Below are 24723 nucleotides of genomic sequence, written 5' to 3'. Positions count from 1 at the left end.
GTGCCGGCCCTGGCCCTCAGCGCTTCTGCAGCGCCGCCATCTCGGCGTTGAGCAGCCGTTCGCGCACGCCCGTGCCCATGAGGCTGGCCAGCGTGCCCACGCCGTGGGCGAGCAGGCCGATGCCCCAGCCCCACACCGGGTAGGGCACCTGGAAGCTGCCGCGGGACAGGAGGTGAAACAGCGCCAGCCCGCCGTTGACGGCCGCGAACACGCAAAGGTGGCCGATGAAGCCCATCTTGATGTCCACGCGGCGTTGGGCGAGGGCGCGCAGGTCGGTGTCGGGGGTCGAGGTGTTCATGAGGGGCTCCGTGGGGTTGTCAATGAGCGCATCGTGCGCCGCACCCCGCCCCGCCGCGAGCGGCTGGCGACGAATGGCCAAGCCGGGCGCCGAATCGACAGCCGGCGGCGTGGACGGCGGGCTCCGAGCCCCCTCACCCGCTCCCCCAGGCGCCCTTTCAACCCAGGCGGAACACCGCGACCGAGCGGGACAGCTCGTCGGCCTGCTGCTGCAGGCTTTGCGCCGCCGCGGCAGATTCCTCGACCAGCGCCGCGTTTTGCTGGGTCATCTGGTCGAGGTTGGCGATCGCCTGGCCGATCTGGTTGATGCCGGTGCTCTGCTCGCCGGTCGCGTGGCTGATCTCGCTGACGATGCTGCTGACCCGCGCAATCGCCGAGATGATCTCGTGCATGGTCTCGCCCGCCTTGGCCACCAGCGTCGTGCCGCTTTCCACGCTCTCGGCGCTGCTGAGGATGAGGGACTTGATCTCCTTGGCCGCCTCGGCTGACCGCTGCGCCAGCGTGCGCACCTCGCTGGCCACCACAGCAAAGCCGCGCCCCTGCTCGCCGGCCCGCGCGGCTTCCACCGCGGCGTTGAGCGCGAGGATGTTGGTCTGGAAGGCGATGCCGTCGATCACCGAGATGATGTCGCCGATCTTGCTGGACGAAGCGCTGATGCGGCCCATGGTCTGCACCACTTCATCCACCACCGCACCACCGCGCCGCGCCACTTCGGCCGCGTCGGTGGCCAGCTGGTTGGCCTGGCGGGCCGACTCGGCGTTGTGCGTGACGCTCGCCGTGAGCTGCTCCATGGCCGACGCGGTCTCCTCCAGGTTGGACGCGGCCTGCTCGGTACGGTCGCTCAGGTCCTGGCTGCCGACCGCGACTTCGCGCGAGGCGTGGGCGATGCTGTCGGTGCTGCGCCGCACGCCGCCGACGATGCCTGAGAGCGCCGTCTGCATGGCCTCCACGCCCCGCATCAGCGCCGCCGTCTCGTCGCGCCCCTCGACCCGCACCGGCTCGCTCAGGTCCTGGCCGGCGATGCGATCGGTGGTGCGCACCGCATACGCCAGCGGCGCCAGGATGGAGCGGATGTTCACCGCCGTGTAGCCCACCAGCAGCAGCACCGCCACGATCACCACCAGCACCAGGTTGCGCCGGATGGCCTGCTCGTGCTCGTCCAGCGCGGCCACCTGGGTGTCGGAATGCTTGTCGATCAGCGTCGTCATCTCGCCCAGCGTCTTGTCGACCGCCCGCACCGGGCCCTTCACCGGCTCCATGGCCTGGTTGGCCGCGGCCGTGTCGGCGAACTCGCCCTTGGCCAGGCGCTCGACCAGCGCCGAGAAGCCGCTGCGGTAGTCCTGCAGGGATTTCTGCAGTTCCGGGGGCATGCGCTGGATATCCGGCGGCAGATCGAGCTTGCCCATGCGGGCGAGGCTCTCGTCGACCTTGGCGAAGGTCTCGGTCCAGTCCTTGCGGTAGCGCTCCACGGCCTTGGCATCCGCCAGGTTGATGAGGAGGTCCTTCTCGTAGCGTCGCAGATTGCCCACACCAGCCCGCACGCCCGCAAGCTGAGTCAGAGCCGCGACGTCGTTGTCGACGTAGTGCACGAACTCGGCCTTGGATTGGGCCAGGCTGCGCAGCCCCTGGATGCCCACCACCCCCATCGCCAGCACCGCCAGGGCGGCCAGCGCGAGCAGCCGCGCCTTGATCGTGAAATCGCTCAGCCTCATCGCACCCTCCGCAGATGTTGTGCGCAAAGCCTAGCCGCGTCGGGCTGGATCGCCAAGCTCAGGTGGGTGGAGTGCCGCCTGCGCACCACAGCGCCCGCATCGCCGCTTCGAAGGCGTCACCCACGCGCTGTGGCGCCCGCCAGGGGCGCGCCCGGCCGGCCACCCAGACGGACTGCCAGGGCGAGCCGTTGCTGCCGAAAACGACGGCATCCAGCAAGGTGTCGTCGGGCAGGCCGCGCAGCGCATCGGCTTCACGGTTCAGCACGATGAAGTCGGCCCGGGCGCCAGCCTTCAGGCCCCAGGCCGCGAAGCCCGCCGCGGCGGCACCGCCGGCGACCGCCGCGTCGAACAAGCGCGCGCCGCTGGACGGCTGCTGCTCCGGCAAGGACGCCACGTTGCGCTGGCGCAGCACCAGGCGCTGGCCATATTCCATCCAGCGCAGCTCTTCCACCCAGCCGCGGGTGACCTGGCTGTCGGAGCCCACCGTGAGCGGCACCCCCGCGGCCAGCCAGCGTGGCAGGTCGGGCAGGCCGTCGCCGAGGTTGGCTTCGGTGCCGGGGCAGATGACGATGCCGGCGCCGCGGGCCGCCACCGCGTCGATCTCCGCAGGTTCGGCATGCGTGGCGTGCACCAGTTGCCAACGGGCATCCAGGTGGCCGGCTTCGGCCAGCCACTGCAGCGGGCGCTTGCCCGTGGCGGCCAGGCAGTCCGCCACCTCGGCCGTCTGCTCGGCGATGTGCATATGCACCGGCACGTCATGGCTGCCGACCTGCTGCAGCAGCCGGGTGATGTCCTCAGGGGAGGCGCCGCGCAGGGAATGCAGCGCGACGCCGGCGTTCACCCGCGGCACACCGGCGGCCAGCACGCGCTGGCAGGCACGCCAGGCCCAGTCGGCGCTGGCTGAAAAGCGATGCTGGTCAGGCCGCAGGCCTGCCGCGCCGAAGCCGCTGCGCGTGTAGACCACCGGCAGCAACGTGAGGCCGATGCCCGCGTCCTGCGCGGCCTCGACCAGAGCCCAGGCCATGTCGAGTTCGTCTTCGAAGGCCTGGCCCTCCGCGGGATGGTGCAGGTAATGGAATTCGCACACCTGGGTGTAGCCACCGCGCAGCAGCTCGGCATACAGCTGGGTGGCCACGGCGCGCAGTTGCTCGGGCGAGATGCGCAGCGCCAGCGCATACATGCGGTCGCGCCAACTCCAGAAGTCGTCCTGCCCGGCCTCGCGGCGCTCCGCCATGCCGACGAAGGCGCGCTGGAAGGCGTGGCTGTGCGCATTCACCAGGCTCGGAATGACCGGCCCGGCGAGCTTTTCGGCGTCGGGCGCCGCCGGCTGGTCGGCCGCAATCTCCGACCAGAGCCCCGTGGCGTCGACCGTCAGCAGGACATTGCGTTGCCAGCGGCCGTCCAGCCAGGCCAGTGGCGCGTGCAGGCGTTTCAGGGATGCCATGCGAGCATCTCCTGCAGCAGCTGTTCGATGACGGGCAGCACCTGGGCCGCCCGGGCTTCGTCGTAGGCACCGGCGGGGTCGGCGGCCTCGTCCATGTAGCAGCGCTGGCACATCTCGAGCTGCACCGCATGCAGGCCGTCACCGGGCCGACCGTAGTGGCGCGTGATGAAGCCGCCCTTGAAACGGCCGTTGACCACATGGCTGTACTGCGCCTGCCCGGCCAGCACACCAGCCAGTCGAGCCGTCATGCCCGGGTCGCAGGCGTCGCCGTCGGCGGTGCCTAGATTGAGGGCCGGCAGCTCGCCCTCGAAGAGCCAGGGCAGCTCGGAGCGGATGCTGTGGCCATCGAACAGCAGGCCACGGCCATGGCGGTCACGCAGGCGCATCAGCTCGGACTGCAGCGCGTAGTGGTAGGGCTGCCAGTAGGTCTCGCGGCGGGCGGCCACTTCGTCGGCCGCGGGCTCGGCGCCGGCGCGGTACAGGGGGTCGTCGGTGAAGAAGCGCGTGGGCACGAGGCCCGTGCCGCCGCTGGCGCCGGGGTAGAGCGGTGCATCGTTGGGTGGCCGGTTCAGGTCGATGACGTAGCGGCTGTAGCGCGGCACGATGAGGCTGGCGCCGAGCTTCTCGGCCAGGGGCGCATACAGGCGCTCCAGATGCCAGTCGGTGTCCTCGCTGGCCAGGGCCCGGGGCACGAGGCGGTCGTGCAGCTCGGGCGGAATCTCGGTGCCGACATGCGGCAGGCTGATCAGCAAGGGTCCGCGGCCCTGCTGGAGGCGAAAGACGCTCATGGTTCTCCCTGTGGAGCCTGTTCGGCCTGACAGACCCGTTCTATCAGCGGGTTGTGCCCGAAGCATGCAGCCAGCTCGCGTGGGTGTCCAGCCGCCCAAATACAGAAATCGGCACGTTGACCTGCGACCAATTGCCCCCTCTCATGCAGCCCGAGCGCGCGTGCGCCGTTGACCGTCAGGCCCCGCAACGCCTCCTCCGGCGTCAGGCCGAACAGCACGCAGGCCATGTTCAGCATCAGCAGCGGCGACAGCGTAGGCGAGCTGCCCGGGTTGTGGTCGGTGGCCAGGGCCATGGGCACGCCGGCAGCGCGCAAGGCATCGATGGGTGGCAGCTTCGTTTCGCGCAGCGCGTAGAAGGCACCGGGCAACAGCACCGCCACCGTCCCGGCGGCGGCCATGGCCTGCACGCCGGAGGGGCTCAGGTACTCGAGGTGATCGCAGCTCAAGGCGCCATAACGCGCTGCCAGAGCGGCGCCACCCTGGTCGCTCAACTGCTCGGCATGCAGCTTGACCGGCAGGCCGAGGCGCCGCGCCGCCTCAAACACGCAGGCGACCTGGGCCGGGCTGAAGGCCAGGTGCTCGCAGAAGGCATCGACCGCGTCGACCAGGCCGGCCGCGTGCAGCTCTGGGAGCCAGGCACAGACGGCGTCGATGTAGGCCTGCGCGTCGGTGAACTCGGCCGGCAGCGCATGCGCGCCCAGGAAGGTGGTGCGCACGTCAACACCGAGCGCACCGAGCTGCCGGGCTACGCGCAGCATGCGTGCCTCGGTGGCCGCCTCCAGGCCATAACCGGATTTGACCTCCAGCGTCGTCACGCCTTCGGCCAGCAGCGCTCTCGCACGCCGCTGGGCTGACGCCAGCAGCTCCGCCTCGCCGGCCGCCCGCGTGGCCGCCACCGTGGACTTGATGCCGCCGCCGGCCCGGGCGATGTCGGCATAACTGACGCCCTGCAGGCGCTGCTCGAACTCGTGCGCGCGGTTGCCGCCATAGACCAGGTGGGTGTGGCAATCGACCAACCCGGGCGTGACCAGCGCGCCCTGCAACTCCACCACCTCCGCCGCCGCCGGCGCCTCGGCGCTGGGCCCGACCCAGGCGAGCCGACCGGCGTCGTCCACCAGCAGGGCGCCGTCCGGGATGAGGCCCCAGCCGCTGTCGCCTGCCAGGGTGGCGAGCAGACCGCCGCGCCAGAGCTTCATGGCCTCACGCCTCATCGCTCCAGGTCAACCACCAGGCATTGCCCTCGCCGGTGAACACGCAGCTCTGCGCCACCGGGTTCTCGCACCAGGCCAGGGTCAGCGGCGCCATGGGCATGGCGCGGTGACCGTGCTCCAGCAAGCCACCGCTGACGGTGAAGAGCCCCACCCAGGGCGTGCGCGGCAGCAGCACGTGGTGGGCTGACTCGACTTCCAGGTTGCCGCGTCGCTCCATCACGTTGAACACGTCGGTCTCGCCGCGAATCAGCTCCGCCTCCGGCGCCAGGCCGCCGTCAAAGCGCAGGGGCTCGTCACCCACCGACTGCGGCCAGTCGAACAGGCGCAGGCCGGCGCCGCGGATCACGGCCATCCAGCGGTGCACGCCGGGGTAGGCCGAAAACGGCCCATTGCGTTCCACACGCGCGACGCTGATGCGCAGCGCCCAGTCATGGGCATGGGGCCACGCGAGCAACTCGCGGGTCGTGCCACCCTGGTTCTTCCAGGCCTGCGGCGCTACGTCAGCCGCGATGACCCTGCTCCAACTCATGTTCTTGTCCTTGCGCTCTTGGCTGTACAGGCAACCGCACATTGTCCGCAGCTCCGTGCGGATCAGCTCATGCCGAGAAGCTCCCTTGCAATTGGTAACGTGCGCCAGGGTGGGTCAATTTCACGGAAGTGACGGCCACGCCACGGCTGTAGGTGATGCGCTTGACCACCAGGCAGGGGTCGCGCCGGGCGATACCCAGCAGCCGCGCCTCCACCTCACCGGGCAGCGCGGCCTCGATCATGTAACGCGCCTCGGACAGCGGCGCCACCTCCAGCAGGTAGTGCGTGGGGGTGATGCGGGTGAAGTCCTGCGACAGGTAGTCGGGCGCACAGGCCGGGTTCACCGCCCGCTCCTCGCACTGGATGGGCACGCCGTTCTCCAGGTGCACGATCAGGCTCAAAAACACCGGCGCGCCCCGCTTAAGGCCCAGTTCCGCCGCCTGCTGCGGCGTGGCCTTGCCGCGCACCAGGGCCTGCAGCACCGCCTCGTGCTGGCCGCCGCGCTCGACGATCTCCTCATGCACATCGCGCACGTTCAGTGTGCTGGAGATGCGGTGCAACTGGGCCACGAAGCTGCCCACGCCCTGCACGCGGTCGATCAGCCCCTCCTGCACCAGCTCGCGCAGCGCGCGGTTCACCGTCATGCGGCTGACCTCGAACTGCGTGACGAGTGCGCCCTCGCTGGGCAGCAGGTCGCCCGCCACCCAGTGGCCGCTGGCAATGCCTTCGCGCAGATGGTTCTTGACCTTGAGGTACTGCGGCTCGGGAGACGTGGCTCTGGACATGGGCCGGATGCTAGTTGACCTTACTTGTATAGACAAGTAGAGTCCCCCGACCTTCCAGGAGACGTCATGACCGCCCTGCCCCGCCCCGTGAAAGCCCCCACCGGCAGCCAGCTGCACTGCAAGAGCTGGCTCACCGAAGCCGCCTACCGCATGCTGCAGAACAACCTCGACCCGGACGTGGCCGAGAACCCCGACGCGCTGGTGGTCTACGGCGGCATCGGCAAGGCGGCGCGCAACTGGGACGCCTTCGAGGCCATCCTGAAGAGCCTGCGCGAGCTGAACGACGACGAAACCCTGCTGGTGCAATCGGGCAAGCCGGTGGGCGTGTTCCGCACGCACCCCGATGCGCCGCGCGTGCTGCTGGCCAACTCCAACCTGGTGCCCGCCTGGGCCACGTGGGAGCACTTCCACGAGCTCGATCGCAAGGGCCTCATGATGTACGGCCAGATGACGGCTGGCAGCTGGATCTACATCGGCAGCCAGGGCATCGTGCAGGGCACCTATGAGACCTTTGCCGAAGCCGCGCGCCAGCACTTCGGCGGCATCGCCAAGGGCAAGTGGATCCTCACGGCCGGCCTGGGCGGCATGGGCGGGGCGCAGCCGCTGGCCGCCACGTTCGCGGGCTTCTGCTCGCTGAACATCGAGTGCCAGCAAAGCCGCATCGATTTCCGCCTCAAGACCCGCTATGTCGACGAGCAGGCAACGGACCTCGACGATGCGCTGGCCCGCATCGCCGCGCACACCGCGGCGGGGCGGGCGGTGTCGGTCGCGCTGCTGGGCAATGCGGCCGAAGTGCTGCCGGAATTGGTCAAGCGCGGTGTGAAGCCGGACCTCGTCACCGACCAGACCTCGGCGCATGACCTCATCCACGGCTACTGCCCGCCGGGCTGGACGGTCGAACAATGGAAGACCGCCGCCGCCGACCCGGCCCGCCACGCCGAATTGAAGGCCGCAGCCGCCGCAGGCTGTGCCACCCATGTGCGCGCCATGCTGGCCTTCAAGGCCCAGGGTATCCCGACGGTGGACTACGGCAACAACATCCGCCAGGTCGCCAAGGATCAGGGCGTGACCAACGCCTTCGACTTCCCCGGCTTCGTACCAGCCTACGTGCGCCCGCTGTTCTGCGAGGGCAAGGGCCCGTTCCGCTGGGTGGCGCTCTCGGGCGACCCCGAGGACATCCGCAAGACCGACGCCAAGCTTAAGGAACTCTTCCCGCACCACGCGGCCCTGCACCGCTGGCTCGACATGGCGGCCGAGCGCATCGCCTTCCAGGGCCTGCCGGCGCGCATCTGCTGGCTGGGCCTGGGCGAGCGCCACCTGGCCGGCCTGGCCTTCAACGAGATGGTGAAACGCGGCGAGCTCAAGGCGCCCATCGTCATCGGCCGCGACCACCTCGACAGCGGCTCGGTGGCCAGCCCCAACCGCGAGACCGAAGGCATGCGCGACGGGTCCGACGCCGTCTCCGACTGGCCGCTGCTCAACGCCCTGCTCAACACCGCCGGCGGCGCCACCTGGGTGAGCCTGCATCATGGGGGTGGCGTGGGCATGGGCTACTCGCAACACTCGGGCGTGGTCATCGTGTGCGATGGCACCGACGCCGCCGCGCAGCGCCTGTCGCGCGTGCTCTGGAACGACCCCGCCACCGGCGTGATGCGCCATGCGGACGCCGGCTACGACACCGCCCAAGCCTGCGCCCGCCAGCACGAACTGAACCTGCCCTCGCTATGAAGCTCATCCCCGGACACCTCACCCTGGCCCAACTGGCCGACATCGCCGCCGGCCAGGCGCGGCTCGAACTGGACGACTGGTCCGCCGTGGATGCCAGCGCCGCGCGCGTGGCCACGGCCGCTGCGGGCGATGCCCCGGTCTACGGCGTCAACACCGGCTTCGGCAAGCTGGCCAGCACCCGCATCGCGAAGGACCAGCTCGCCGCGCTGCAGCTCAACCTGATCCGCAGCCACGCCGTGGGCGTGGGTGCACCGATGTCGCCCGACGTGGTGCGGCTGATGCTGGCCACCAAGGCCGCCAGCCTGGCGCGCGGCTACTCGGGCGTGCGCGGCGTGGTGGTGCAGTCGCTGCTGGACGCCTTCAATGCCGGCTTCATCCCCTACGTGCCCGCGCAGGGCTCGGTGGGCGCCAGCGGTGACCTCGCGCCCCTGGCCCACCTGACGCTGGCGCTGATGGGTGAAGGCGAAGCGCTGGTGAAGGGCCAGCGCATGCCAGCCCGCGGCGAGCTGGACCGCCTGGGCCTGGCACCCCTCACGCTGGCTGCCAAGGAAGGCCTGGCCCTCATCAACGGCACGCAGGCCAGCACCGCGCTCGCGCTGCATGCGCTGCTGCGCTTCGAGGGCCTGTTCGCCACGGCCCTGGCCAGCGGCGCAATGACGCTGGACGCCGCCCGTGGCAGTGACGGCCCGTTCGATGCGCGCATCCACGCGGTGCGGGGCCAGCCGGGCCAGATCGAAGTGGCGGCTGTGTACCGTGAGCTACTGGCCGGCAGCGCCATCCGGGCCAGCCATCGCGAGGGCGACGAGCGGGTGCAGGACCCCTACTGCCTGCGCTGCCAGCCCCAGGTCATGGGCGCTGCGCTGGACCAGGCCCGCCACGCCGCCCAGGTGCTGATCCGCGAGGCGAATGCGGTAACGGACAACCCGCTGGTGTTTGACGACACCATGATCAGCGGGGGCAACTTCCACGCCGAGCCCGTCGCCTTCGCGGCCGACAACCTCGCCCTGGCCATCGCCGAGGTCGGCGCCATCGCCGAGCGCCGCATCGCCATGCTGATCGACCCGGGCATCTCGCGCCTGCCGCCTTTCCTGACGGCCGATGCCGGCCTGCACAGCGGCTTCATGATCGCCCACGTCACCGCGGCCGCCCTGGCCAGCGAGAACAAGAGCCTGGCCCACCCGGCCAGCGTCGACAGCCTGCCCACCAGCGCCAACCAGGAGGACCATGTCTCCATGGCCACCTTCGCGGCACGGCGGCTGCACGCGATGATCGACAACACGGCGCACATCGTCGCCATCGAGCTGCTGGCGGCGGCCCAGGGCATCGACTTCCTGCGGCCGCTGCAAAGCTCCGCGCCCGTGGAAGCCCTGCACACCCGGCTGCGGGCCGATTGCGCCAGCATGCCGGCCGACCACTACCTGGCCCCCGACATCGAGCGCGCCGCGGCGCTGGTGCAGGCCGGCGTGCTGAAGGCCCCGGGCGCACCAGGGTTCGGGGGGTGAGGCTGCCAGCGGCGGCCTGAGCGGCGCAGAATCGGCGCGGCACCTGCCGCTGTCCCATGCTGCGCCACCTCCTGCCCGCCCTGCTCAGCGCCTTGCTCAGCGCCATGATGGCCGCGCCGGCGCCGCTGCGGGCGCAGGAGGCCGTGATGCCCGTGCAGCACATCCCGCTGCCAGGCAGCGGCCCGGACGGCACGCCCCCACTGCCGATGGCCGGCCGCACCACGGTCTGGGCCCAACGGGCGGGGCTGGCGCTGACCTGGGAGGCCGTGCCGCTCAAGCGCAGCCTGCAGGAGCTGGCGCGCAATGAGCGCCCGTTCTGCGTGCTCGGCCTGTTCGACACCCCGGAGCGCCGCCGTTTTGCGCGCTTCTCCCTGCCCATCCACCAGGAGGAGCAGCAGGTGTTCATCGCGGCGCGGCGGGCCGAGGCGACGTTGCGTTCGATCGGCAGCGCCCGCGAGGCCGTGCTGTCTGCGCCACTGAGCTTGCTCGTCTACGACGGCGTGGCCTACGGGGGCCCGCTGGACGACTGGATCGCCCAGCGCCGCCCACCGCCGGTGCGAGCGAGCGCCGGGGCCTCGCGGCTGTCGACCATGCTGGCCCGCGGGCATGCCGACTTCTCGATCGGCGTGGCCTCGGAGCTGCGCGATCTGCAGCGCCAGGGCGTGGCTGACGCGGGAGACTTGGTCAGCGTGCTGCTGCCCGGCATGCCGCCGCCGCCGCGCCGCCACCTGGCCTGCAGCCTGAAGGTGCCGCCGGCCTGGCTGCAGCGCTTCGACGCCCAGGTGCGCGCCAGCCCGCCCCCATGACGGCTGGCATGCCGGCCGGCGCGGCGTAGGCTTGCGCGCATGCGACACCTTGCCACCGCCCTGCTCGCCGCCGCTTTCTCAGCCGCCGCGTGGGCAGACACCACCCTGGTCTTCGACCTCGACCTGCGCGCCGAGATCGCTGCCGGCCGCTTCGACCCCGCGCGAGACCGCATCGGCCTGCGCGGCGGTGCGGCGCCACTGTCCTGGGACCGCCCGCTGCTGGCGTCACCGGCTGGCAGCGCCGGCCGCTACACCCTGCGGCTGACCCTGCCTGACGATGCCGCCGGCGGCCAGCCGCTGGCCTACAAGTTCCGCATCGAGCGCGGCGCCGGCCAGGACATGAGCGACGGCTGGGAGCCCGGCCGCAACCATGCCGTGCTGCTGAGCGGCGGCGAGGTGCGCGTGACGCGAGCCTTCGGACCGCCGGCGAGCGACGCTCCCATCGTGCGCACCGGCCGCATCGAGCAGCTGGGCACCGTGTCCTCGAAACACGTGCGGCCCCGCGAGGTTCAGGTGTGGCTGCCGCCCGGCTACGAAGCGCAGCCGCAGGCACGCTACCCCGTGCTCTACCTACATGACGGCCAGAACGTGTTCGACGCCCAGGCCGCCGGCGCCGAATGGCAGGTCGACGAGGCCGCCCAGCAAGGCGTGCTCGCGGGTCGACTGCGCGCCTTCATCGTGGTGGCCGTGGCCAGCACCGGCACCCGCACGCTGGACTACACGCCCTCGCCCATGGGGCCGCCGACCGACCGCCAGGGCGGCGGCGTGGCGGCGTACGGGCGCTTTCTGGCGGAGGAGCTCAAGCCGCAGATCGACGCCCGCTTCCGCACGCGCCCCGGCCCGGCGGACACCACCATCGGCGGCTCGTCCTTCGGCGGCATCGCTTCGCTGTGGCTGGCCCTGCACCGGCCCGAGACCTTCGGCAGCGCGCTCGTGGTGTCGCCCTCGGTGTGGTGGGACGACGGCTGGGTGCTGCGCGACGTGGCCGCCACCTCGCCCCAGCCGCGCCCCCGGCTGTGGGTGGACATGGGCGCCCAGGAAGGCGAGCAGGCCGTGCAGCTCGCGCGGGCGCTGGAGCAGGCCCTGCGCCGCCGCGGCTGGCCGGCCGATCAGCTGCGCTTCGTGGAAGACCCCCGCGGCAGCCATGACGAAGCCAGCTGGGCGCGCCGCGTCCCGGCGATGCTGGACTTCCTCTACGGCAGCGCTCAGTAGCGCCCCGCCGCCCCGGCCACGCGCAGGAAGACGTAGGCAAACCAGGCCACCACGGCGCGGCGCAGCATCGCGCGCAGCCCGCTGCCACCGGCCTTGCTGACCCGCTGCGACACCGCGATGGCCGTGTCGATCTCACCCGCCAGATGAGCCGCGAAGGCGGTGTCCAGCACCACCACGTTGGCTTCCAGGTTCACCAGCAGGGACAGCGGGTCGATGTTGGAGCTGCCCACCGTGGCCCACACGCCGTCCACCACCGCCACCTTGGCGTGCAGGAAGGCCGGCGTGTACTCATAGATTTCCACACCATGGCCCAGCAGCTCCGCATACAGCGCCTGTGCGGCCCAGCCGGCAATGCGGTAGTCGAGCTTGCCCTGCAGCAGCAGGCGCACCCGCACGCCGCGGTCGGCCGCGCGGCGCAGCGCGTGGCGGATGCGCTGGCCCGGGTAGAAGTAGGGGCAGATGATGTCGACGCTGCGGCGGGCCTCGTTGATGGCGTCGGCATAGGCGTGTTCGATGGTGCGGCGGCGGCGCAGGTTGTCGCGCAGCACGAAAGCCGCGCACATGGGCGCCAGCCGCGGGTCGGGCTCATCCAGGTCCTGGCGCAGCCGCTGCGGGCCGCGCCAGACCTGGGTCAGCCACAGGCCCAGGCGGCGGCGCAGCGGCACGTAGTCAAGCAACGCATCGTCGAAGTCGCGCCCCAGCCAGGCGCGCGACCAGATGGCGCGCACGCTCTGGCCGACGAGGTCGACCAGGCCGCCCCGCAGCGCCACCGCGAAATCCAGCCGCGGCTGCTCGGTGCGGCCGTGGTGCAGGTCGAACCGGTCGTCGATGACGTTGATGCCCCCCACGAAGGCCACCTCGCTGTCGACCATGCAGAGCTTCTGGTGCAGCCGCCGCAGCTGCCCGGGCTGCAGCCATCGCCACCAGCGGTCCATGGGCCGGAACACCGCCATCGCGACGCCGCTGCCGGAAAAGCGCGCCTGCAGTTCGCGCAGGCTGGCATTGCTGCCGAAGCCGTCGATCACCAGCCGCACGCGCACGCCGCGGCGGTCGGCGGCGATGAGCGCATCGGCCAGGGCCATCGAGGTGGCGTCGCTGTGGAAGATGTAGGTCGCCAGCCAGACTTCATTGCGCGCGTGGCGGATGGCCGCCTGCATGCGCGGGAAGAGCTGGTCCCCGCCGCGCAGCAGCTCGACCTCGTTGCCGCCGGTGAAGCCGCTGTCCTGGGCCGCATGGCGGCGCCGCCGCAACCGGCGCGGGAGCGCGAGTCGCCTCATTCCAGCGCCAGCTCCACCAGCAGCGGCAGGTGGTCGGACATGCGCGCCCAGCTCGGGCCGCGCGGCACCTGCACGCCCACGCAACGCAGGCCGACGGTGTAGACGCGGTCCAGCGAGAACACCGGCAACCGCGACGGGAAGGTGGGCGCCCGCGGCCGGCCGACCGGCGGCGCTGCGCGGTGCAGGCCATGGGCGCGCATCGGCACGTCCAGGCGCTCGCCCCAGTCGTTGAAGTCGCCCGCCACCAAGGCTGGCGCGCCGGCCGGCACGTGTTCGCGCAGGAAGGCTGCCAGCCGGTCGACCTGGCGCATGCGGCTCGAATGAATCAGCCCGAAATGCGCCACCACCACGTGCACCACCGTGCCCCGCCACTGCACCGGCACATGCAGCAGACCGCGCTGCTCGAAGGCGTGGTCCGACACATCGTGGTGGCCGATGTCGCCCAGCGGCCAGCGCGACAGCAGCGCGTTGCCGTGCTCGCCGTACTTGGTCTTGGCATTGGTGCGGTAGGCCACCTCGTAGCCCGCGGGCGCGAGGAACTCGGCCTGGCCCTTCTCGGGCCAGCCGAACCAGGTGTGGTCGAAGAAGGCCGCCTCACGGTGGTGGAAGAGCCGCACCTCCTGCAAGCACACCAGGTCGGCGTCCAGCGCCTGCACGCCCATCTGCAGGTTGTGGATCTCCAGCCGCTTGGCCGGGCCCAGGCCTCGCACGCCCTTGTGGATGTTGTAGGTGGCCACACGCAACACGTCGCCGGGGGCGTGGGGCGTCGGGCGGGCAACGGATCTCATGTCGGGACGGGGCTGAAGCGGGACAGTTGCAGTACGGCTTCGGCGTTGGACGGCGAGAAGCAGCGATCGGCCGCCTCATGCCAGGGCAGCCAGACCCAGGATAAGTGCTCGCGCGGCGCCAGCGTCGGCACCAGGGGCGCGGGCAGCTGTAGGCCGAAGACGTGTTCGGTGTTGCGCGTCACGCCCGGCGCGTAGCGGTGGCGCCAGTGCGGGTAGATCTCGTAGACGTTGGCCAGCTGCCAATCGCGCAGCTCGCCCCCGACCGCCTCGATGTCGAAGCCCGTTTCCTCCAGCACCTCGCGGCGGGCCGTGGTGGCCAGCGGCTCGTCCGGCGTGTCCTTGGAGCCGGTGACGCTCTGCCAGTAGCCCGGATGGTCGGCCCGCTCGATCAGCAGCACCTGCAGATCGGGCGTGTGGATGACGACGAGGACCGATTCGGGAATCTTGTACGGCTTGGCGGCGGTCATGCAGGAAGCATAGCCGCGCGCCCGGGCACCGCAGGACGTCAGGGCTTGGACGCCTCCAGACTGGCCGCCGTGAACTCCGGGTAGCCCGCAGGCCGGTAGGTGTTCAGGTTGGTCAGGAAGTTGTTGTCGCGCAGCGGGATGGTGGCCGAACCGTAGTCGTAGGCATTGAGCTTGTTGCGCATCTGCTCGTTGGTCAGGCCGTCCCCGCGCAGCTCGTACCAGCTGATGATCGTGGGCGTGACGAACTGGCCGTAGCCGTTCTCGGCCACCTCGCCGGCCTTGGCCATGCGCATCGCGTGGGTGGTCACGCCGTCCTTGTGATAGACGATCTTGACGTGGCCGTACTGCGGGGGCAGCTGCGCCACCTCGACGTTGTAGAGCTTGCCGTGTGCGCTGTAGCCGGCGTGCGTGACCACGCCGTTCTTCGTCCAGACCGCCGCATGCTCCCAGTCGTGCCGGTGACCACCGCCGAGCACGGTGGCCTGATCCTTCAGGAAGTACAGCGCGTAGAAGTGCCCGCAGTAGGTGTCAGTGCCGCTGCGCAGGCAGGCGTGGCGGTGCAGGGTGTTGGAGAGGTCCAGAAAGTTGCCAGCACGGCAGCCGCCGGTGATGCTGCCGGTGGGCTTGAGGCCGCTGTTTTGCCGGCCGTCTCGGGCGATGCCGGCACTGGGCAGGCAGCCATCGGTGTCGAAATCAAACACCGGGTAGGTGCTTCGGATGTCGACCGTGCGAGGCAGCGCCTCTTCCAGGCGAGGAAAGTCGTCTCCACGGGCGGCAGAAACCAGAATCAACGGCAGCGTGAGCGCGGCGAAGGCCTTCATCGATGTCTCCGGCAAGGTCAAAACCAGCCGGCACTCTGGCAGCGCCGCGTGTCGAGTGCGTGTCGGCGCCGTGACCGCGCCGCGAGGGTCAGCCGCCTTGCGCCTTGCGCGTGGCCACTGGCGGCGGCAGGGCCTTGGCCTGCAGCTCGCGCACCTGGGCGACGAGCTGGTTGTGCGCGTCCAGGAAGGCGGCCGCGATCACCTTGCCTTCGTTGGAGTTGCTCCACCCCGCGCCGGCCGCGCCGCCGAGCTTGCCCACCACGGCGCCGCCCACGCCGAGGTCGGCCACTTCCACCGAGCCGGTGGCGGCGGCGATCTGCTCGGTGGTCTCGTTGTCGGTCAGCAGCAGCGCGGCCTGGGCCTGCTTGAGCTTCACATGCTCCGCCGCCCCGACGAGCTTGTTCAGGAAGGGAATGGCCTGCATCAGCCCGCCGATCTGGCGCCCGGCGTCCTGCTCGCTGAAGGTGAGGCTCGGGGTGAGGCTGTACTGCGCCTCGTAGCCCTTGCCCTTGTGCACCGTGTTGCCCTCCTGGCGCAGGATGCCCGCCTCCTTCAGCTCCTGCTCCCGCACGGTGGCCTTCAGGCCAGCGGCACGGTCCACCACGCGAAAGCACCCGCTCTGCTGCGCCAGCAAACGCACCAGCGGCACCGGGCTGGAGGGCAGCTGGTAGCTGCTGGAATAGCTGTAGCCATTGGGGTTCTCGACCAGGGCCATCGTCGCCACCGGCGCATCGCACTTCACCAGCTCACGGCTGGCCTTGTGCGCGCCTGCAGGGCCGGCCGAGCCGCTGATGACGGAGCCGCCTTCGCCGAGCGAGGTGGACGATTTGCCGCAGGCGGTGAGGAGGGCGGCAAGGCCGATGAGGGCGAGGGGGCGGAGGGTCATGCGGGTCATGTCGGTGAAACCGGACCGAAGTCTGCCTCGGGCGTCGGCCGCGCTTGACCTCGGAAGAAGGGACAGGGCGGCGTGAGTTTCACCCTCGACTGGGTGGGGGCCTCCAAGAACGAAAAACCCCGCCGAAGCGGGGTTCTCGTCAGGCAGCGGCGGTTTACTGCGCGGCCGGCTGCACGTTGCGCAGGCGGATGTGAAGTTCGCGCAGCTGCTTCTCGTCGACCAGCGACGGGGCGCCGGTCAGCAGGCACTGGGCACGCTGGGTCTTGGGGAAGGCGATCACGTCCCGGATGGACTCGGCCTTGGTCATCAGCGTGACCAGGCGATCCAGGCCGAAGGCCAGGCCGCCGTGCGGGGGCGCGCCGTACTGCAGTGCGTCCAGCAGGAAGCCGAACTTGATGCGCTGGTCTTCCGGGCCGATGTTCAGCGCGTCGAACACCTTGGCCTGCACTTCGGCGCGGTGGATACGCACCGAGCCGCCGCCCAGCTCCCAGCCGTTGAGCACCATGTCGTAGGCCTTGGCCACGCACTTGCCGGGGTCGGTGGTCATGAAGTCTTCATGGCCGTCCTTCGGCGCGGTGAACGGGTGGTGCACGGCGTTCCAGCGGTTGGCTTCGTCGTCGAACTCGAACATCGGGAAGTCGACCACCCACAGCGGCGCCCAGCGGTCGTCGAACAGGCCGGCTGCCTTGCCGAACTCGCTGTGGCCGATCTTCAGGCGCAGCGCGCCAATGGCGTCGTTGACGATCTTGGCCTTGTCGGCACCGAAGAACAGTAGGTCGCCGTCCTGGGCGCCGGTGCGCTTGAGCACCTCGGCCACGGCCTCGTCGTGCAGGTTCTTGACGATGGGCGACTGCAGGCCTTCGCGGCCCTTGGCCACTTCGTTGACCTTGATCCAGGCCAGGCCCTTGGCGCCGTAGATCTTCACGAACTCGGTGTAGGCGTCGATCTCGCCACGGCTCATGGCGGCGCCACCCGGCACGCGCAGGGCCACGACACGGCCGCCCGGCGTGGTGGCCGGGCCGCTGAACACCTTGAAGTCGACGGTGGTCATGGCGTCGGTCAGCTCGGTGAACTCGAGCTTCACGCGCAGGTCGGGCTTGTCCGAACCGAAGCGGTGCATGGCCTCGGCGTACTTCATGACCGGGTAGTCGCCCAGCTCGACGTTCATCGTCTTGCGGAAGACGTGGCGGATCATGCCCTCGAACATCGAGCGGATCTCTTCTTCGGTCAGGAAGGAGGTCTCGATATCGATCTGCGTGAACTCGGGCTGGCGGTCAGCGCGCAGGTCCTCGTCGCGGAAGCACTTGGTGATCTGGTAGTAGCGGTCGAAGCCCGCCACCATCAGCAGCTGCTTGAAGAGCTGGGGCGACTGCGGCAGCGCGAAGAAGTGGCCGTCATGCACGCGGCTGGGCACGAGGTAGTCGCGCGCGCCTTCGGGCGTGCTCTTGGTGAGCATGGGCGTCTCGATGTCGACGAAGCCGTGCTCATCCAGGAACTTGCGCACCTCCATCGCCACCTTGTAGCGCAGCATGAGGTTGTTCTGCATGTAGGGGCGGCGCAGGTCCAGCACGCGGTGCGTGAGGCGGGTCGTCTCGGAGAGGTTGTCCTCGTCGATCTGGAAGGGAATGGGCACCGACGGGTTCAGCACCTCGATCTCGTGGCACAGCACCTCGACCTTGCCGGACACGAGGTTGGCGTTCTCGGTGCCGGCCGGGCGCGCGCGCACCTTGCCGACGATCTTCAGGCAGAACTCGCTGCGCACGTCTTCCGCCACCTTGAACATGTCAGGGCGGTCGGGGTCGCAGACGACCTGGACGAGGCCTTCGCGGTCGCGCAGGTCGATGAAGATGACGCCGCCGTGGTCACGGCGACGGTGGGCCCAGCCCATCAGGGTCACGGTCTGGTCGAGCAGCTTCTCGCTGACTTGGCCGGCATAGCAGGTACGCATGGAATTACTCCGGATTCTTCTTGGGGGATGTTTTTGAGGAGGCGCGGATGAGCTCGTTCGGCTCTCAGGATTGGACGCGGGCCGGGGCGTCCAACCCTAGGGATTTCGGCCCGCGTCTGCCGGCGCGCAGGGCGTGTCGGGCTGGGTCAGCGGCGCCACCGTGCCCATGGAGATGATGTATTTCAAGGCCTCGTCCACCGACATCTGCAGCGGCCGGATGTCGGCCGTGGGGACGATGAGGAAGAAACCGGAGGTGGGGTTGGGCGTGGTGGGCACGTACACGCTGGTGTGCTCGCCGTCGAGGTGGCAGGCCACCTCGCCGCTGGGCGTGCCGGTCACGAAGGCGATGGTCCAGCTGCCGGCGCGCGGGTACTGCACGAGCACCGCCTCGCGGAAGGCATTGCCGCTGCTCGAGAACAGGGTGTCCGAGACCTGCTTGACCGAGCTGTAGATGCTCTTGACGATGGGAATGTGGGACATCAGGCGGTCCCACTGCGTCAGCAGCCACTGGCCGAAGATGTTGGCCACGAACACGCCGGTGGCCAGCAAGCCGCCGGCCACGATGACCAAACCCAGGCCGGGCACATGCTGCAGGCCGAGCAGCCCTTCGCGCCAGGAGCTCGGCAGCACCAGGGTCAGGGCCGTCAGCAGGGAACCAAAGACGCCGTTGACGACGTCCAGGGCCTGGCCCAGCACCCACACGGTGATGGCCAGCGGCAGCCAGACCAGCAGGCCGGCAACGAGGTATTTGCGAAGGGAAGCGCCCACGTCGACCCGATTCAGTGGCAAGCGCAGGAGCCGCCGCAGGGCGTAGACGACGAGGTGGAGGCCTCACTCGCGCTGCTGGTGCTGGACTCCGACTTGGCCGGCTCGGCACTGGCCGCCGGGGCGGCCGCGCCTGTGGCGGCGGCGGCTCCGCCGCTGCCGCCGCGGAAGTCGGTCACATACCAGCCGGAGCCCTTGAGCTGGAAGCCGGCGGCCGTCACCTGCTTGCCGAAGGCGTCCGCGCCACAGGCGGGGCAGGTGGTCAGCGGGGCATCAGAAAGCTTTTGCAGCACGTCCTTGGCATGGCCACAGGCGCTGCAGCGATAGGCGTAGATGGGCATGGTGGTGCAAAAGGTGGGTTGGGCAAAACCCGCGATTTTAGGGCCACCGGGCCGGCTTCAAGCCCCGGCAGCCCAAATGAGGCGCGCCCGTGTCATCGGGCCGAGCGCCGGGCCGCCCCAAGCCGGCCCGGCCGGCGATGTGCGAGCGGCTAGAGGCCGCGAGCATCGCCGCCCCCTCGGGGGGCGGGCCAAGGTACGCCTTGGCCCGGGGGCCAACAGTTCACGGATGCGGCTGCAGATGGTGGCTGACGTGCTCGTGGCGGTTGGTCAGGATCTGCGGCATCAGCGAGCCGACCAGCATGCCGATCAGGGCCGCGATGAGGCCGGCCAGCTGGCCCGGAAAGAACTCACCCCAGGTGGTGACCTGCGGGAAGTAGGCCACCCAGACCGCGATGCCGGCAAAGATCGAGAAGATGGCGCCTTGGGTCGTGGCGCGCGACCAGTACAGCCCGAACACCAGCGGCACGAACGCCGCCACCAGCGTCACCTGGTAGGCCGCGCTCACCATTTCATAGATGGGCGTGCCCTGCAGCGCGATGGAGTAGGCCAGCACGCAGGCCGCGAAGATGACCAGCGTCACCCGCATGGCCACCAGCTGCTGGCGGTCGCTCATGCCGGGGCGGATCTGCTTCAGGATGTTCTCGACGAAGCTGGTGGTGGGCGCCAGCAGCGTGGCCGACGAGGTGCTCTTGATGGCCGACAGCAGCGCGCCGAAGAAGAGGATCTGCATCAGCAGCGGCATGTGGCCCATGATGAAGGTGGGCAGCACGCGCTGGTAGTCGTTCTGGGCCAGGTCCAGCGCCTTGTCGCCCATGACGGCCACGGCGGCCAGCACGATGAACATTGGCACGAAGGCGAAGGCGATGTAGCTGAAGCCGCCGATGATGGCGCCGCGCTGGGCGGTCTTGGCGTCCTTGGCGGACATGACGCGCTGGAACACGTCCTGCTGCGGGATGGAGCCCAGCATCATGGTCAGCGCCGCGCCCAGGAACATCGCGATCTGCGTGAAGCTGGGTTCGGGCAGGAACTTGCCCAGGTCCTTGGAGGCCGCCAGGTTCAGCACCACACCGGCGCCGCCAGCGAGGTCGGCCGAGAACACCGCGATGACGCTCAGCCCGATGACCAGCACGATCATCTGGATGAAGTCGGTCCAGGCCACGGCCAGGAAGCCGCCGATGACCACGTAGATCAGCACCGCCAGCAGGCCGACGATCATGCCGGTCTGCGGGCTCATGGCGCCGTTGGTCAGGATGTTGAACACCAGGCCCAGGGCCGTCACCTGTGCGGCCACCCAGCCGAGGTAGCTCAGGATGATGGCCAGGGAGCAGAAGATCTCGACGCCCTTGCCGTAGCGCTGGCGGTAGAAGTCGCCGATGGTCAGCAGGTTCTTCTGGTAGAGCTTGGCGGCAAAGAAGGCACCCACCAGCACCAGGCACAGGCCGGCGCCGAAGGGGTCTTCGATGATGGCGTTCAGGCCGCCCTGCACGAACTTGGCCGGGATGCCCATCACGGTCTCGGCACCAAACCAGGTCGCGAAGGTGGTCGTGATGACCATGATCAGCGGCAGGCTGCGGCCGGCCACCGCGAAATCGCTGGTGTTCTTGACCCGGGTGCCGGCCCAGACGCCGATGGCGAGCGTGCCGAGCAGGTAGAGCACGACGAAAACGATCAGCGTGGTGTTCATGGCGTCAGGACGAGGGGGCCGGAAAATTAGGCGCGGATTATGAAGGCCCCGCCGCCCTGCGGCCCGGCCAGGATCTAGAGGCCCAGATTCAGAAAGCGCAGTGCAAGCCAAGCAAGGGTGATGCCCAGCGCAAAGCCGCCAGCGCCCCACAGCAGGCTGGACAGCAGCCGGTTGGTGCTGCGCAACTCGCGCACCAGCGCGCGCAGTTCATCGTCGCCACCGCGGCGGGCCTGCTGCTTCAGGGCGTCGTGCAGCAGGCGCGGCAGTTCGGGAATGAGCTGGGCGAAGCGCGGCGCTTCTTTCATGATCTGGCGGTTGAAGGCGGGCCAGCCCACCTGCTCCTGCATCCAGCGCTCCAGGAAAGGCTTGGCCGTGGCCCAGAGGTCCAGCTCGGGGTCGAGCTGGCGGCCCAGGCCCTCGACGTTGAGCAGCGTCTTTTGCAGCAGCACGAGCTGCGGCTGGATCTCGACATTGAAGCGGCGTGAGGTCTGGAACAGCCGCATCAGCACCTGGCCGAGGGAGATGTCCTTCAGCGGGCGGTCGAAATGCGGCTCGCACACCGCCCGCACAGCGCTCTCCAGTGCATCCACGCGGGTCTCGGGCGGCACCCAGCCCGAGGCGATGTGGAGCTCGGCCACACGCTTGTAGTCGCGCTGGAAGAAGGCAATGAAGTTCTGCGCGAGGTAGTCCTTGTCCACCTCGGTCAGCGTGCCGATGATGCCGAAGTCCAGCGCGATGTAGCGGCCAAAGGTCTCGGGCGCCAGGCTCACCTGGATGTTGCCCGGGTGCATGTCGGCGTGAAAGAACCCGTCGCGGAAGACCTGGGTGAAGAAGATGGTCACGCCGTCGCGCGCCAGCTTCTTGATGTCGATGCCCGCTTCCTCCAGCACGGCGCGCTGGGAGATGGGCACCCCCTTCATGCGCTCCATGACGATGACGGCCGGGCTGCACAGGTCCCAGTGCATCTCGGGCACCATGACGAGGTTCAAGCCGTCCATGTTGCGGCGCAGCTGGGCCGCGTTGGCGGCCTCGCGCACCAGGTCGAGTTCGTCGTGCAGGTAGATGTCGAACTCGGCGACCACCTCGCGGGGCTTCAGGCGCCGGCCGTCGCTGGAGAAGCGCTCGATCCACACCGCCAGCTGACGCATCAGGGCCAGGTCGTCGTCGATGACGTCCAGCATGCCTGGGCGCAGCACCTTCACGGCGACTTCGCGGCCGTCCTGCAGGGTGGCGAAATGCACCTGGGCGATGCTGGCGCTGGCCACCGGCTCGGCATCAAACGTCGCAAACAGCGCCTCCAGCGGCCGGCCGAAGGCACGCTCCACCAACTCGCGAGACAGCGCGGCCGGGAAAGGCGGCACGCGGTCCTGCAGCTTGGCCAGCTCCAGGGCCACGTCCTCGGGCAGCAGGTCGCGCCGGGTGGACAGCACCTGGCCAAACTTCACGAAGATGGGGCCCAGGCCTTCCAGCGCCAGGCGAAGGCGCACGCCACGCGGCTCCTGCCAGCGCCGCCCCAGGCGAGTCAGGCGCCTCAGGATCTGGAAACGCCGGTGGCTCAGCCCCGACAGCGCCAGGTCATCCAGGCCGAAGCGCCAGACCGTCCAGAGGATGAACAGCAGCCGCGAGACGAACCTCATGCGCCGCTGCCGGGGGTCGTGGCGGTCGCAAAACGGGCGGCCACGCCCGACAGGCTGCGGCGCAGCGCGCGCCCGAACTGGGCCAGCTGGCGCGCCGGCATCGGGCCGACGATGCCGGCCAGGTCGTCCTCGATGTCCCAGCGCAGGTTGTCCATCAACCAGTGCATCTCGCCTGCGAAGGCGGCATCACCCTGGACGCTGACCGAGGGGGCATCCCCGCTCAGGGCCCCCAGCGCCAGACGTGCCGGGTTGGAGGCGTCGATCTCCACGCGCAGCCCCCCCGCGCCCGGCGGCGGCACTTCCAGCCGCTCGAACAGGCCGGCCGCTGTCACACCCAGTATCAAATCCGGCGCAGGCGGCAACAGCCCCGGCCAGCCGGCCAGATGGACCGTCAGGCCCCGCCCCGCCAGGGGCCGCAGGCGCTGCGCGGCAATCGGCTCGCGCGACACCACATGGTTGATCAGCAGCACGAGGCGGTCCTGCAGGGCCGGCATCAGCAGCGGCGACAGAGACGGCAAGGGAGGCAGGGGCCAGGGTGAAGACATGCGCAAGATTGTAGGCAGCGGACCCTGAACAAGGGACGTCGTCACCATGTTCCCCAATATTGTTGGTACAGAATCCCCCCTCGTTTCCCCTGCCCCTGCCCCTGCTCCGCACCGCGGGCCCGAGGCTCAAATGACCCGCCACGATGTTTGAGGACCGCAGCTACAAGAGGACGTTCTACAGCGCACCGCAGTCGGTCGAGTCCCTCATTGCCGCCTTTCTTGAGCCCGGCATCATCGTCCTGACCTTTCTGCTGGTGAACGGGCACTTCGAAGAGCCGGTCATGCGCCCGGCGCTGACGCTGTGCCTGCTGGTGTTCGCCCTGACCTTCCCGGGGCGCAACCGGTTTGGTGACCATCCGGCCAGCGCGCTGGTGGACGTGCTGTCGTCCTGGCTGGTGCTGCTGGGCATCCTGATGCTGTGCGGCTATGCCACGAGCAGCCTGCACTATTTCGACGACCAGGTCCTGATCTGGTGGAGCATCGTCACGCCGATCGCGCAGATCGCCGCCATCGAGATCGGGCGGCGCATCCAGAAGTGGCGTGCCAGCGACCCGAGCGCCCGCCGCACGGCGGTCATCGTGGGCGCCGGGCCGCTGGGCCACAAGGTGGCAAGAGCCCTGCGCGAAGCCCAGGGCGTGATCTGCCTGGGCTATTTCGACGACCGCAGCCGTGACCGGCTCCACCCGGAGGCAGGTTCAGCCCTGCTCGGCACCCTGGCGCAGCTGAGCGACTTCGTGCGGGACAACGGCGTGCGCGAGGTCTACATCACCCTGCCGCTGGGCTCGCAGCCGCGCATCGTGCAGCTGCTGGAGCAGGTGCAGGGCACCACCGCCTCCCTGTTCTTCGTGCCCGACGTGTTCGGCATCAGCATCATCCAGGGCCGGCTGCAGGACATGAACGGCGTGCCCGTGGTGGGCATCTGCGAAACCCCGTTCACGGGCACCAACCAGCTGGTGAAGCGCCTGAGCGACATCGTGCTGGCCTCAATCATCCTGGTGCTGATCTCGCCCGTGCTGCTGGCGGTGGCGATCGGCGTGAAGCTGAGCTCGCCCGGCCCCATCATCTTCAAGCAGCGCCGCAACGGCCTGGACGGCGAAGAGATCATCGTCTACAAGTTCCGCTCGATGCGCTCGCTGGACAACGGCAGCGTGGTCAAGCAGGCCACCAAGGGCGACCCGCGCATCACCCGCTTCGGCGCGTTCATCCGCCGCACCTCGCTGGATGAACTGCCGCAGTTCATCAACGTGTTGCAAGGCCGCATGAGCATCGTGGGCCCGCGCCCGCATGCGGTCGCGCACAACGAGGAATACCGCAAGCTCATCAAGGCCTACATGGTGCGCCACAAGGTCAAGCCGGGCATCACGGGCTGGGCGCAGGTCAACGGCCTGCGCGGCGAGACCGACACCATCGACAAGATGAAGGCACGTGTCGAATACGATCTGGAATACCTGCGCAACTGGTCGCTGGCCCTGGACCTGCAGATCATCCTGCGCACCGTCAGGCTGGTGGCTTTTGACCGACATGCGTACTGAGCTGCTCCGC

At 69.6% G+C, this 24723-nt stretch carries 23 protein-coding genes; 5 read left to right on the top strand and 18 right to left on the bottom strand.

What is annotated here, in order from left to right:
* Nucleotides 1–16 precede the first annotated feature (16 nt).
* From CDO81_RS13480 to hutC, 7 genes are all read right to left on the bottom strand, one after another.
* Nucleotides 17–298, bottom strand: coding sequence for a 2TM domain-containing protein (locus CDO81_RS13480; protein ID WP_144397240.1), 282 nt, complete (start codon nucleotides 296–298; stop codon nucleotides 17–19).
* 157 nt (nucleotides 299–455) lie between these two features.
* Complete coding sequence (locus tag CDO81_RS29135) at nucleotides 456–2009, bottom strand: methyl-accepting chemotaxis protein (RefSeq protein ID WP_088483739.1); 1554 nt, start codon at nucleotides 2007–2009, stop codon at nucleotides 456–458.
* A 58-nt stretch (nucleotides 2010–2067) separates the two neighbouring features.
* Entirely contained in the window at nucleotides 2068–3453 is a 1386-nt protein-coding gene (gene hutF, locus CDO81_RS13470; protein ID WP_088483738.1) for a formimidoylglutamate deiminase, read from the bottom strand.
* Nucleotides 3441–4241 carry an N-formylglutamate deformylase gene (gene hutG / locus CDO81_RS13465; protein WP_088483737.1) on the bottom strand — a complete coding sequence of 267 codons (801 nt, stop codon included), beginning with the start codon at nucleotides 4239–4241 and terminating at the stop codon, nucleotides 3441–3443. Before hutG ends, hutF begins: the two co-directional genes overlap by 13 nt.
* Entirely contained in the window at nucleotides 4238–5437 is a 1200-nt protein-coding gene (gene hutI, locus CDO81_RS13460) for an imidazolonepropionase (protein ID WP_241516992.1), read from the bottom strand. Before hutI ends, hutG begins: the two co-directional genes overlap by 4 nt.
* 4 nt (nucleotides 5438–5441) lie before the next feature.
* Entirely contained in the window at nucleotides 5442–5981 is a 540-nt protein-coding gene (locus CDO81_RS13455; RefSeq protein WP_158218271.1) for a HutD/Ves family protein, read from the bottom strand.
* A 67-nt stretch (nucleotides 5982–6048) separates the two neighbouring features.
* The gene (gene hutC, locus CDO81_RS13450) at nucleotides 6049–6765 is read right to left on the bottom strand and encodes a histidine utilization repressor (RefSeq protein WP_088483734.1); all 717 of its coding nucleotides are present in this window, start codon (nucleotides 6763–6765) and stop codon (nucleotides 6049–6051) included.
* A 66-nt stretch (nucleotides 6766–6831) separates the two neighbouring features.
* On the opposite strand from hutC, the gene hutU reads away from it, so the two are divergent.
* The 4 genes from hutU to CDO81_RS13430 are packed head-to-tail and all read left to right on the top strand — an operon-like array spanning nucleotide 6832 to nucleotide 12013.
* The gene (gene hutU / locus CDO81_RS13445) at nucleotides 6832–8493 is read left to right on the top strand and encodes a urocanate hydratase (RefSeq protein ID WP_088483733.1); all 1662 of its coding nucleotides are present in this window, start codon (nucleotides 6832–6834) and stop codon (nucleotides 8491–8493) included.
* Nucleotides 8490–9995, top strand: coding sequence for a histidine ammonia-lyase (gene hutH, locus CDO81_RS13440; protein WP_088483732.1), 1506 nt, complete (start codon nucleotides 8490–8492; stop codon nucleotides 9993–9995). The genes hutU and hutH overlap by 4 nt, the downstream gene beginning before the upstream one ends.
* Before the next feature lie 56 nt (nucleotides 9996–10051).
* Entirely contained in the window at nucleotides 10052–10801 is a 750-nt protein-coding gene (locus tag CDO81_RS13435; RefSeq protein WP_088483731.1) for a hypothetical protein, read from the top strand.
* A gap of 39 nt (nucleotides 10802–10840) precedes the next feature.
* Nucleotides 10841–12013, top strand: a complete 1173-nt coding sequence (locus CDO81_RS13430) for an alpha/beta hydrolase (protein ID WP_088483730.1) — start codon at nucleotides 10841–10843, stop codon at nucleotides 12011–12013.
* Here the strand turns inward: CDO81_RS13430 and clsB are convergent.
* The 11 genes from clsB to CDO81_RS13375 form a co-directional block, all read right to left on the bottom strand.
* Entirely contained in the window at nucleotides 12007–13290 is a 1284-nt protein-coding gene (gene clsB, locus CDO81_RS13425; protein ID WP_088483729.1) for a cardiolipin synthase ClsB, read from the bottom strand. The two genes, CDO81_RS13430 and clsB, sit on opposite strands and share 7 nt — an antisense overlap.
* The gene (locus CDO81_RS13420; protein WP_088483728.1) at nucleotides 13287–14078 is read right to left on the bottom strand and encodes an endonuclease/exonuclease/phosphatase family protein; all 792 of its coding nucleotides are present in this window, start codon (nucleotides 14076–14078) and stop codon (nucleotides 13287–13289) included. Before CDO81_RS13420 ends, clsB begins: the two co-directional genes overlap by 4 nt.
* Nucleotides 14075–14545, bottom strand: coding sequence for a dihydroneopterin triphosphate diphosphatase (gene nudB / locus CDO81_RS13415; RefSeq protein ID WP_088483727.1), 471 nt, complete (start codon nucleotides 14543–14545; stop codon nucleotides 14075–14077). Before nudB ends, CDO81_RS13420 begins: the two co-directional genes overlap by 4 nt.
* 38 nt (nucleotides 14546–14583) lie before the next feature.
* Nucleotides 14584–15366 carry an NPP1 family protein gene (locus CDO81_RS13410; RefSeq protein WP_088483726.1) on the bottom strand — a complete coding sequence of 261 codons (783 nt, stop codon included), beginning with the start codon at nucleotides 15364–15366 and terminating at the stop codon, nucleotides 14584–14586.
* Nucleotides 15367–15454: 88 nt separating this feature from the next.
* On the bottom strand, nucleotides 15455–16252 hold the full coding sequence (locus tag CDO81_RS13405; RefSeq protein ID WP_088484046.1) for a CsgG/HfaB family protein: 798 nt from the start codon (nucleotides 16250–16252) through the stop codon (nucleotides 15455–15457).
* Nucleotides 16253–16415: 163 nt separating this feature from the next.
* Nucleotides 16416–18209: an aspartate--tRNA ligase gene (aspS, locus tag CDO81_RS13400; protein WP_088483725.1), complete on the bottom strand. Its 1794-nt coding sequence runs from the start codon at nucleotides 18207–18209 to the stop codon at nucleotides 16416–16418.
* A gap of 96 nt (nucleotides 18210–18305) precedes the next feature.
* Entirely contained in the window at nucleotides 18306–18977 is a 672-nt protein-coding gene (locus CDO81_RS13395) for a DUF502 domain-containing protein (protein WP_088483724.1), read from the bottom strand.
* 11 nt (nucleotides 18978–18988) lie between these two features.
* Nucleotides 18989–19315 (bottom strand): FmdB family zinc ribbon protein, encoded by a 327-nt coding sequence (locus tag CDO81_RS13390; protein WP_088483723.1) that lies wholly within the window; start codon nucleotides 19313–19315, stop codon nucleotides 18989–18991.
* 220 nt (nucleotides 19316–19535) lie between these two features.
* The gene (locus CDO81_RS13385) at nucleotides 19536–20999 is read right to left on the bottom strand and encodes a high affinity choline transporter 1 (protein ID WP_088483722.1); all 1464 of its coding nucleotides are present in this window, start codon (nucleotides 20997–20999) and stop codon (nucleotides 19536–19538) included.
* Between the two features lie 74 nt (nucleotides 21000–21073).
* On the bottom strand, nucleotides 21074–22636 hold the full coding sequence (ubiB, locus tag CDO81_RS13380) for a ubiquinone biosynthesis regulatory protein kinase UbiB (protein WP_088483721.1): 1563 nt from the start codon (nucleotides 22634–22636) through the stop codon (nucleotides 21074–21076).
* Nucleotides 22633–23181: a hypothetical protein gene (locus CDO81_RS13375; protein WP_144397239.1), complete on the bottom strand. Its 549-nt coding sequence runs from the start codon at nucleotides 23179–23181 to the stop codon at nucleotides 22633–22635. Before CDO81_RS13375 ends, ubiB begins: the two co-directional genes overlap by 4 nt.
* A gap of 143 nt (nucleotides 23182–23324) precedes the next feature.
* Here CDO81_RS13375 and CDO81_RS13370 point away from each other — a divergent pair, with 143 nt between their 5' ends.
* Nucleotides 23325–24713, top strand: a complete 1389-nt coding sequence (locus CDO81_RS13370; protein WP_088483719.1) for an undecaprenyl-phosphate glucose phosphotransferase — start codon at nucleotides 23325–23327, stop codon at nucleotides 24711–24713.
* Nucleotides 24714–24723: the final 10 nt, after the last annotated feature.

This window comes from Roseateles puraquae, assembly GCF_002205845.1.
GTDB lineage: Bacteria > Pseudomonadota > Gammaproteobacteria > Burkholderiales > Burkholderiaceae_C > Pelomonas > Pelomonas puraquae.
The sequence above is the reverse complement of the archived record's forward strand: the minus strand, read 5'-3'. Positions and strand labels throughout refer to the sequence as shown.

Bases quoted from the DNA above. Each gene is read 5' to 3' on its own strand.
- CDO81_RS13375 (WP_144397239.1), bottom strand. From the start codon at position 23,181: ATGTCTTCACCCTGGCCCCTGCCTCCCTTGCCGTCTCTGTCGCCGCTG.
- aspS (WP_088483725.1), bottom strand. From the start codon at position 18,209: ATGCGTACCTGCTATGCCGGCCAAGTCAGCGAGAAGCTGCTCGACCAG.
- CDO81_RS13420 (WP_088483728.1), bottom strand. From the start codon at position 14,078: ATGAGATCCGTTGCCCGCCCGACGCCCCACGCCCCCGGCGACGTGTTG.
- CDO81_RS13480 (WP_144397240.1), bottom strand. From the start codon at position 298: ATGAACACCTCGACCCCCGACACCGACCTGCGCGCCCTCGCCCAACGC.
- hutI (WP_241516992.1), bottom strand. From the start codon at position 5,437: ATGAAGCTCTGGCGCGGCGGTCTGCTCGCCACCCTGGCAGGCGACAGC.
- hutF (WP_088483738.1), bottom strand. From the start codon at position 3,453: ATGGCATCCCTGAAACGCCTGCACGCGCCACTGGCCTGGCTGGACGGC.
- CDO81_RS29135 (WP_088483739.1), bottom strand. From the start codon at position 2,009: ATGAGGCTGAGCGATTTCACGATCAAGGCGCGGCTGCTCGCGCTGGCC.
- CDO81_RS13410 (WP_088483726.1), bottom strand. From the start codon at position 15,366: ATGAAGGCCTTCGCCGCGCTCACGCTGCCGTTGATTCTGGTTTCTGCC.
- CDO81_RS13455 (WP_158218271.1), bottom strand. From the start codon at position 5,981: ATGAGTTGGAGCAGGGTCATCGCGGCTGACGTAGCGCCGCAGGCCTGG.
- CDO81_RS13390 (WP_088483723.1), bottom strand. From the start codon at position 19,315: ATGCCCATCTACGCCTATCGCTGCAGCGCCTGTGGCCATGCCAAGGAC.
- hutC (WP_088483734.1), bottom strand. From the start codon at position 6,765: ATGTCCAGAGCCACGTCTCCCGAGCCGCAGTACCTCAAGGTCAAGAAC.
- hutU (WP_088483733.1), top strand. From the start codon at position 6,832: ATGACCGCCCTGCCCCGCCCCGTGAAAGCCCCCACCGGCAGCCAGCTG.
- CDO81_RS13430 (WP_088483730.1), top strand. From the start codon at position 10,841: ATGCGACACCTTGCCACCGCCCTGCTCGCCGCCGCTTTCTCAGCCGCC.
- CDO81_RS13405 (WP_088484046.1), bottom strand. From the start codon at position 16,252: ATGACCCTCCGCCCCCTCGCCCTCATCGGCCTTGCCGCCCTCCTCACC.
- clsB (WP_088483729.1), bottom strand. From the start codon at position 13,290: ATGAGGCGACTCGCGCTCCCGCGCCGGTTGCGGCGGCGCCGCCATGCG.
- hutG (WP_088483737.1), bottom strand. From the start codon at position 4,241: ATGAGCGTCTTTCGCCTCCAGCAGGGCCGCGGACCCTTGCTGATCAGC.
- CDO81_RS13370 (WP_088483719.1), top strand. From the start codon at position 23,325: ATGTTTGAGGACCGCAGCTACAAGAGGACGTTCTACAGCGCACCGCAG.
- hutH (WP_088483732.1), top strand. From the start codon at position 8,490: ATGAAGCTCATCCCCGGACACCTCACCCTGGCCCAACTGGCCGACATC.
- CDO81_RS13385 (WP_088483722.1), bottom strand. From the start codon at position 20,999: ATGAACACCACGCTGATCGTTTTCGTCGTGCTCTACCTGCTCGGCACG.
- nudB (WP_088483727.1), bottom strand. From the start codon at position 14,545: ATGACCGCCGCCAAGCCGTACAAGATTCCCGAATCGGTCCTCGTCGTC.
- CDO81_RS13435 (WP_088483731.1), top strand. From the start codon at position 10,052: ATGCTGCGCCACCTCCTGCCCGCCCTGCTCAGCGCCTTGCTCAGCGCC.
- ubiB (WP_088483721.1), bottom strand. From the start codon at position 22,636: ATGAGGTTCGTCTCGCGGCTGCTGTTCATCCTCTGGACGGTCTGGCGC.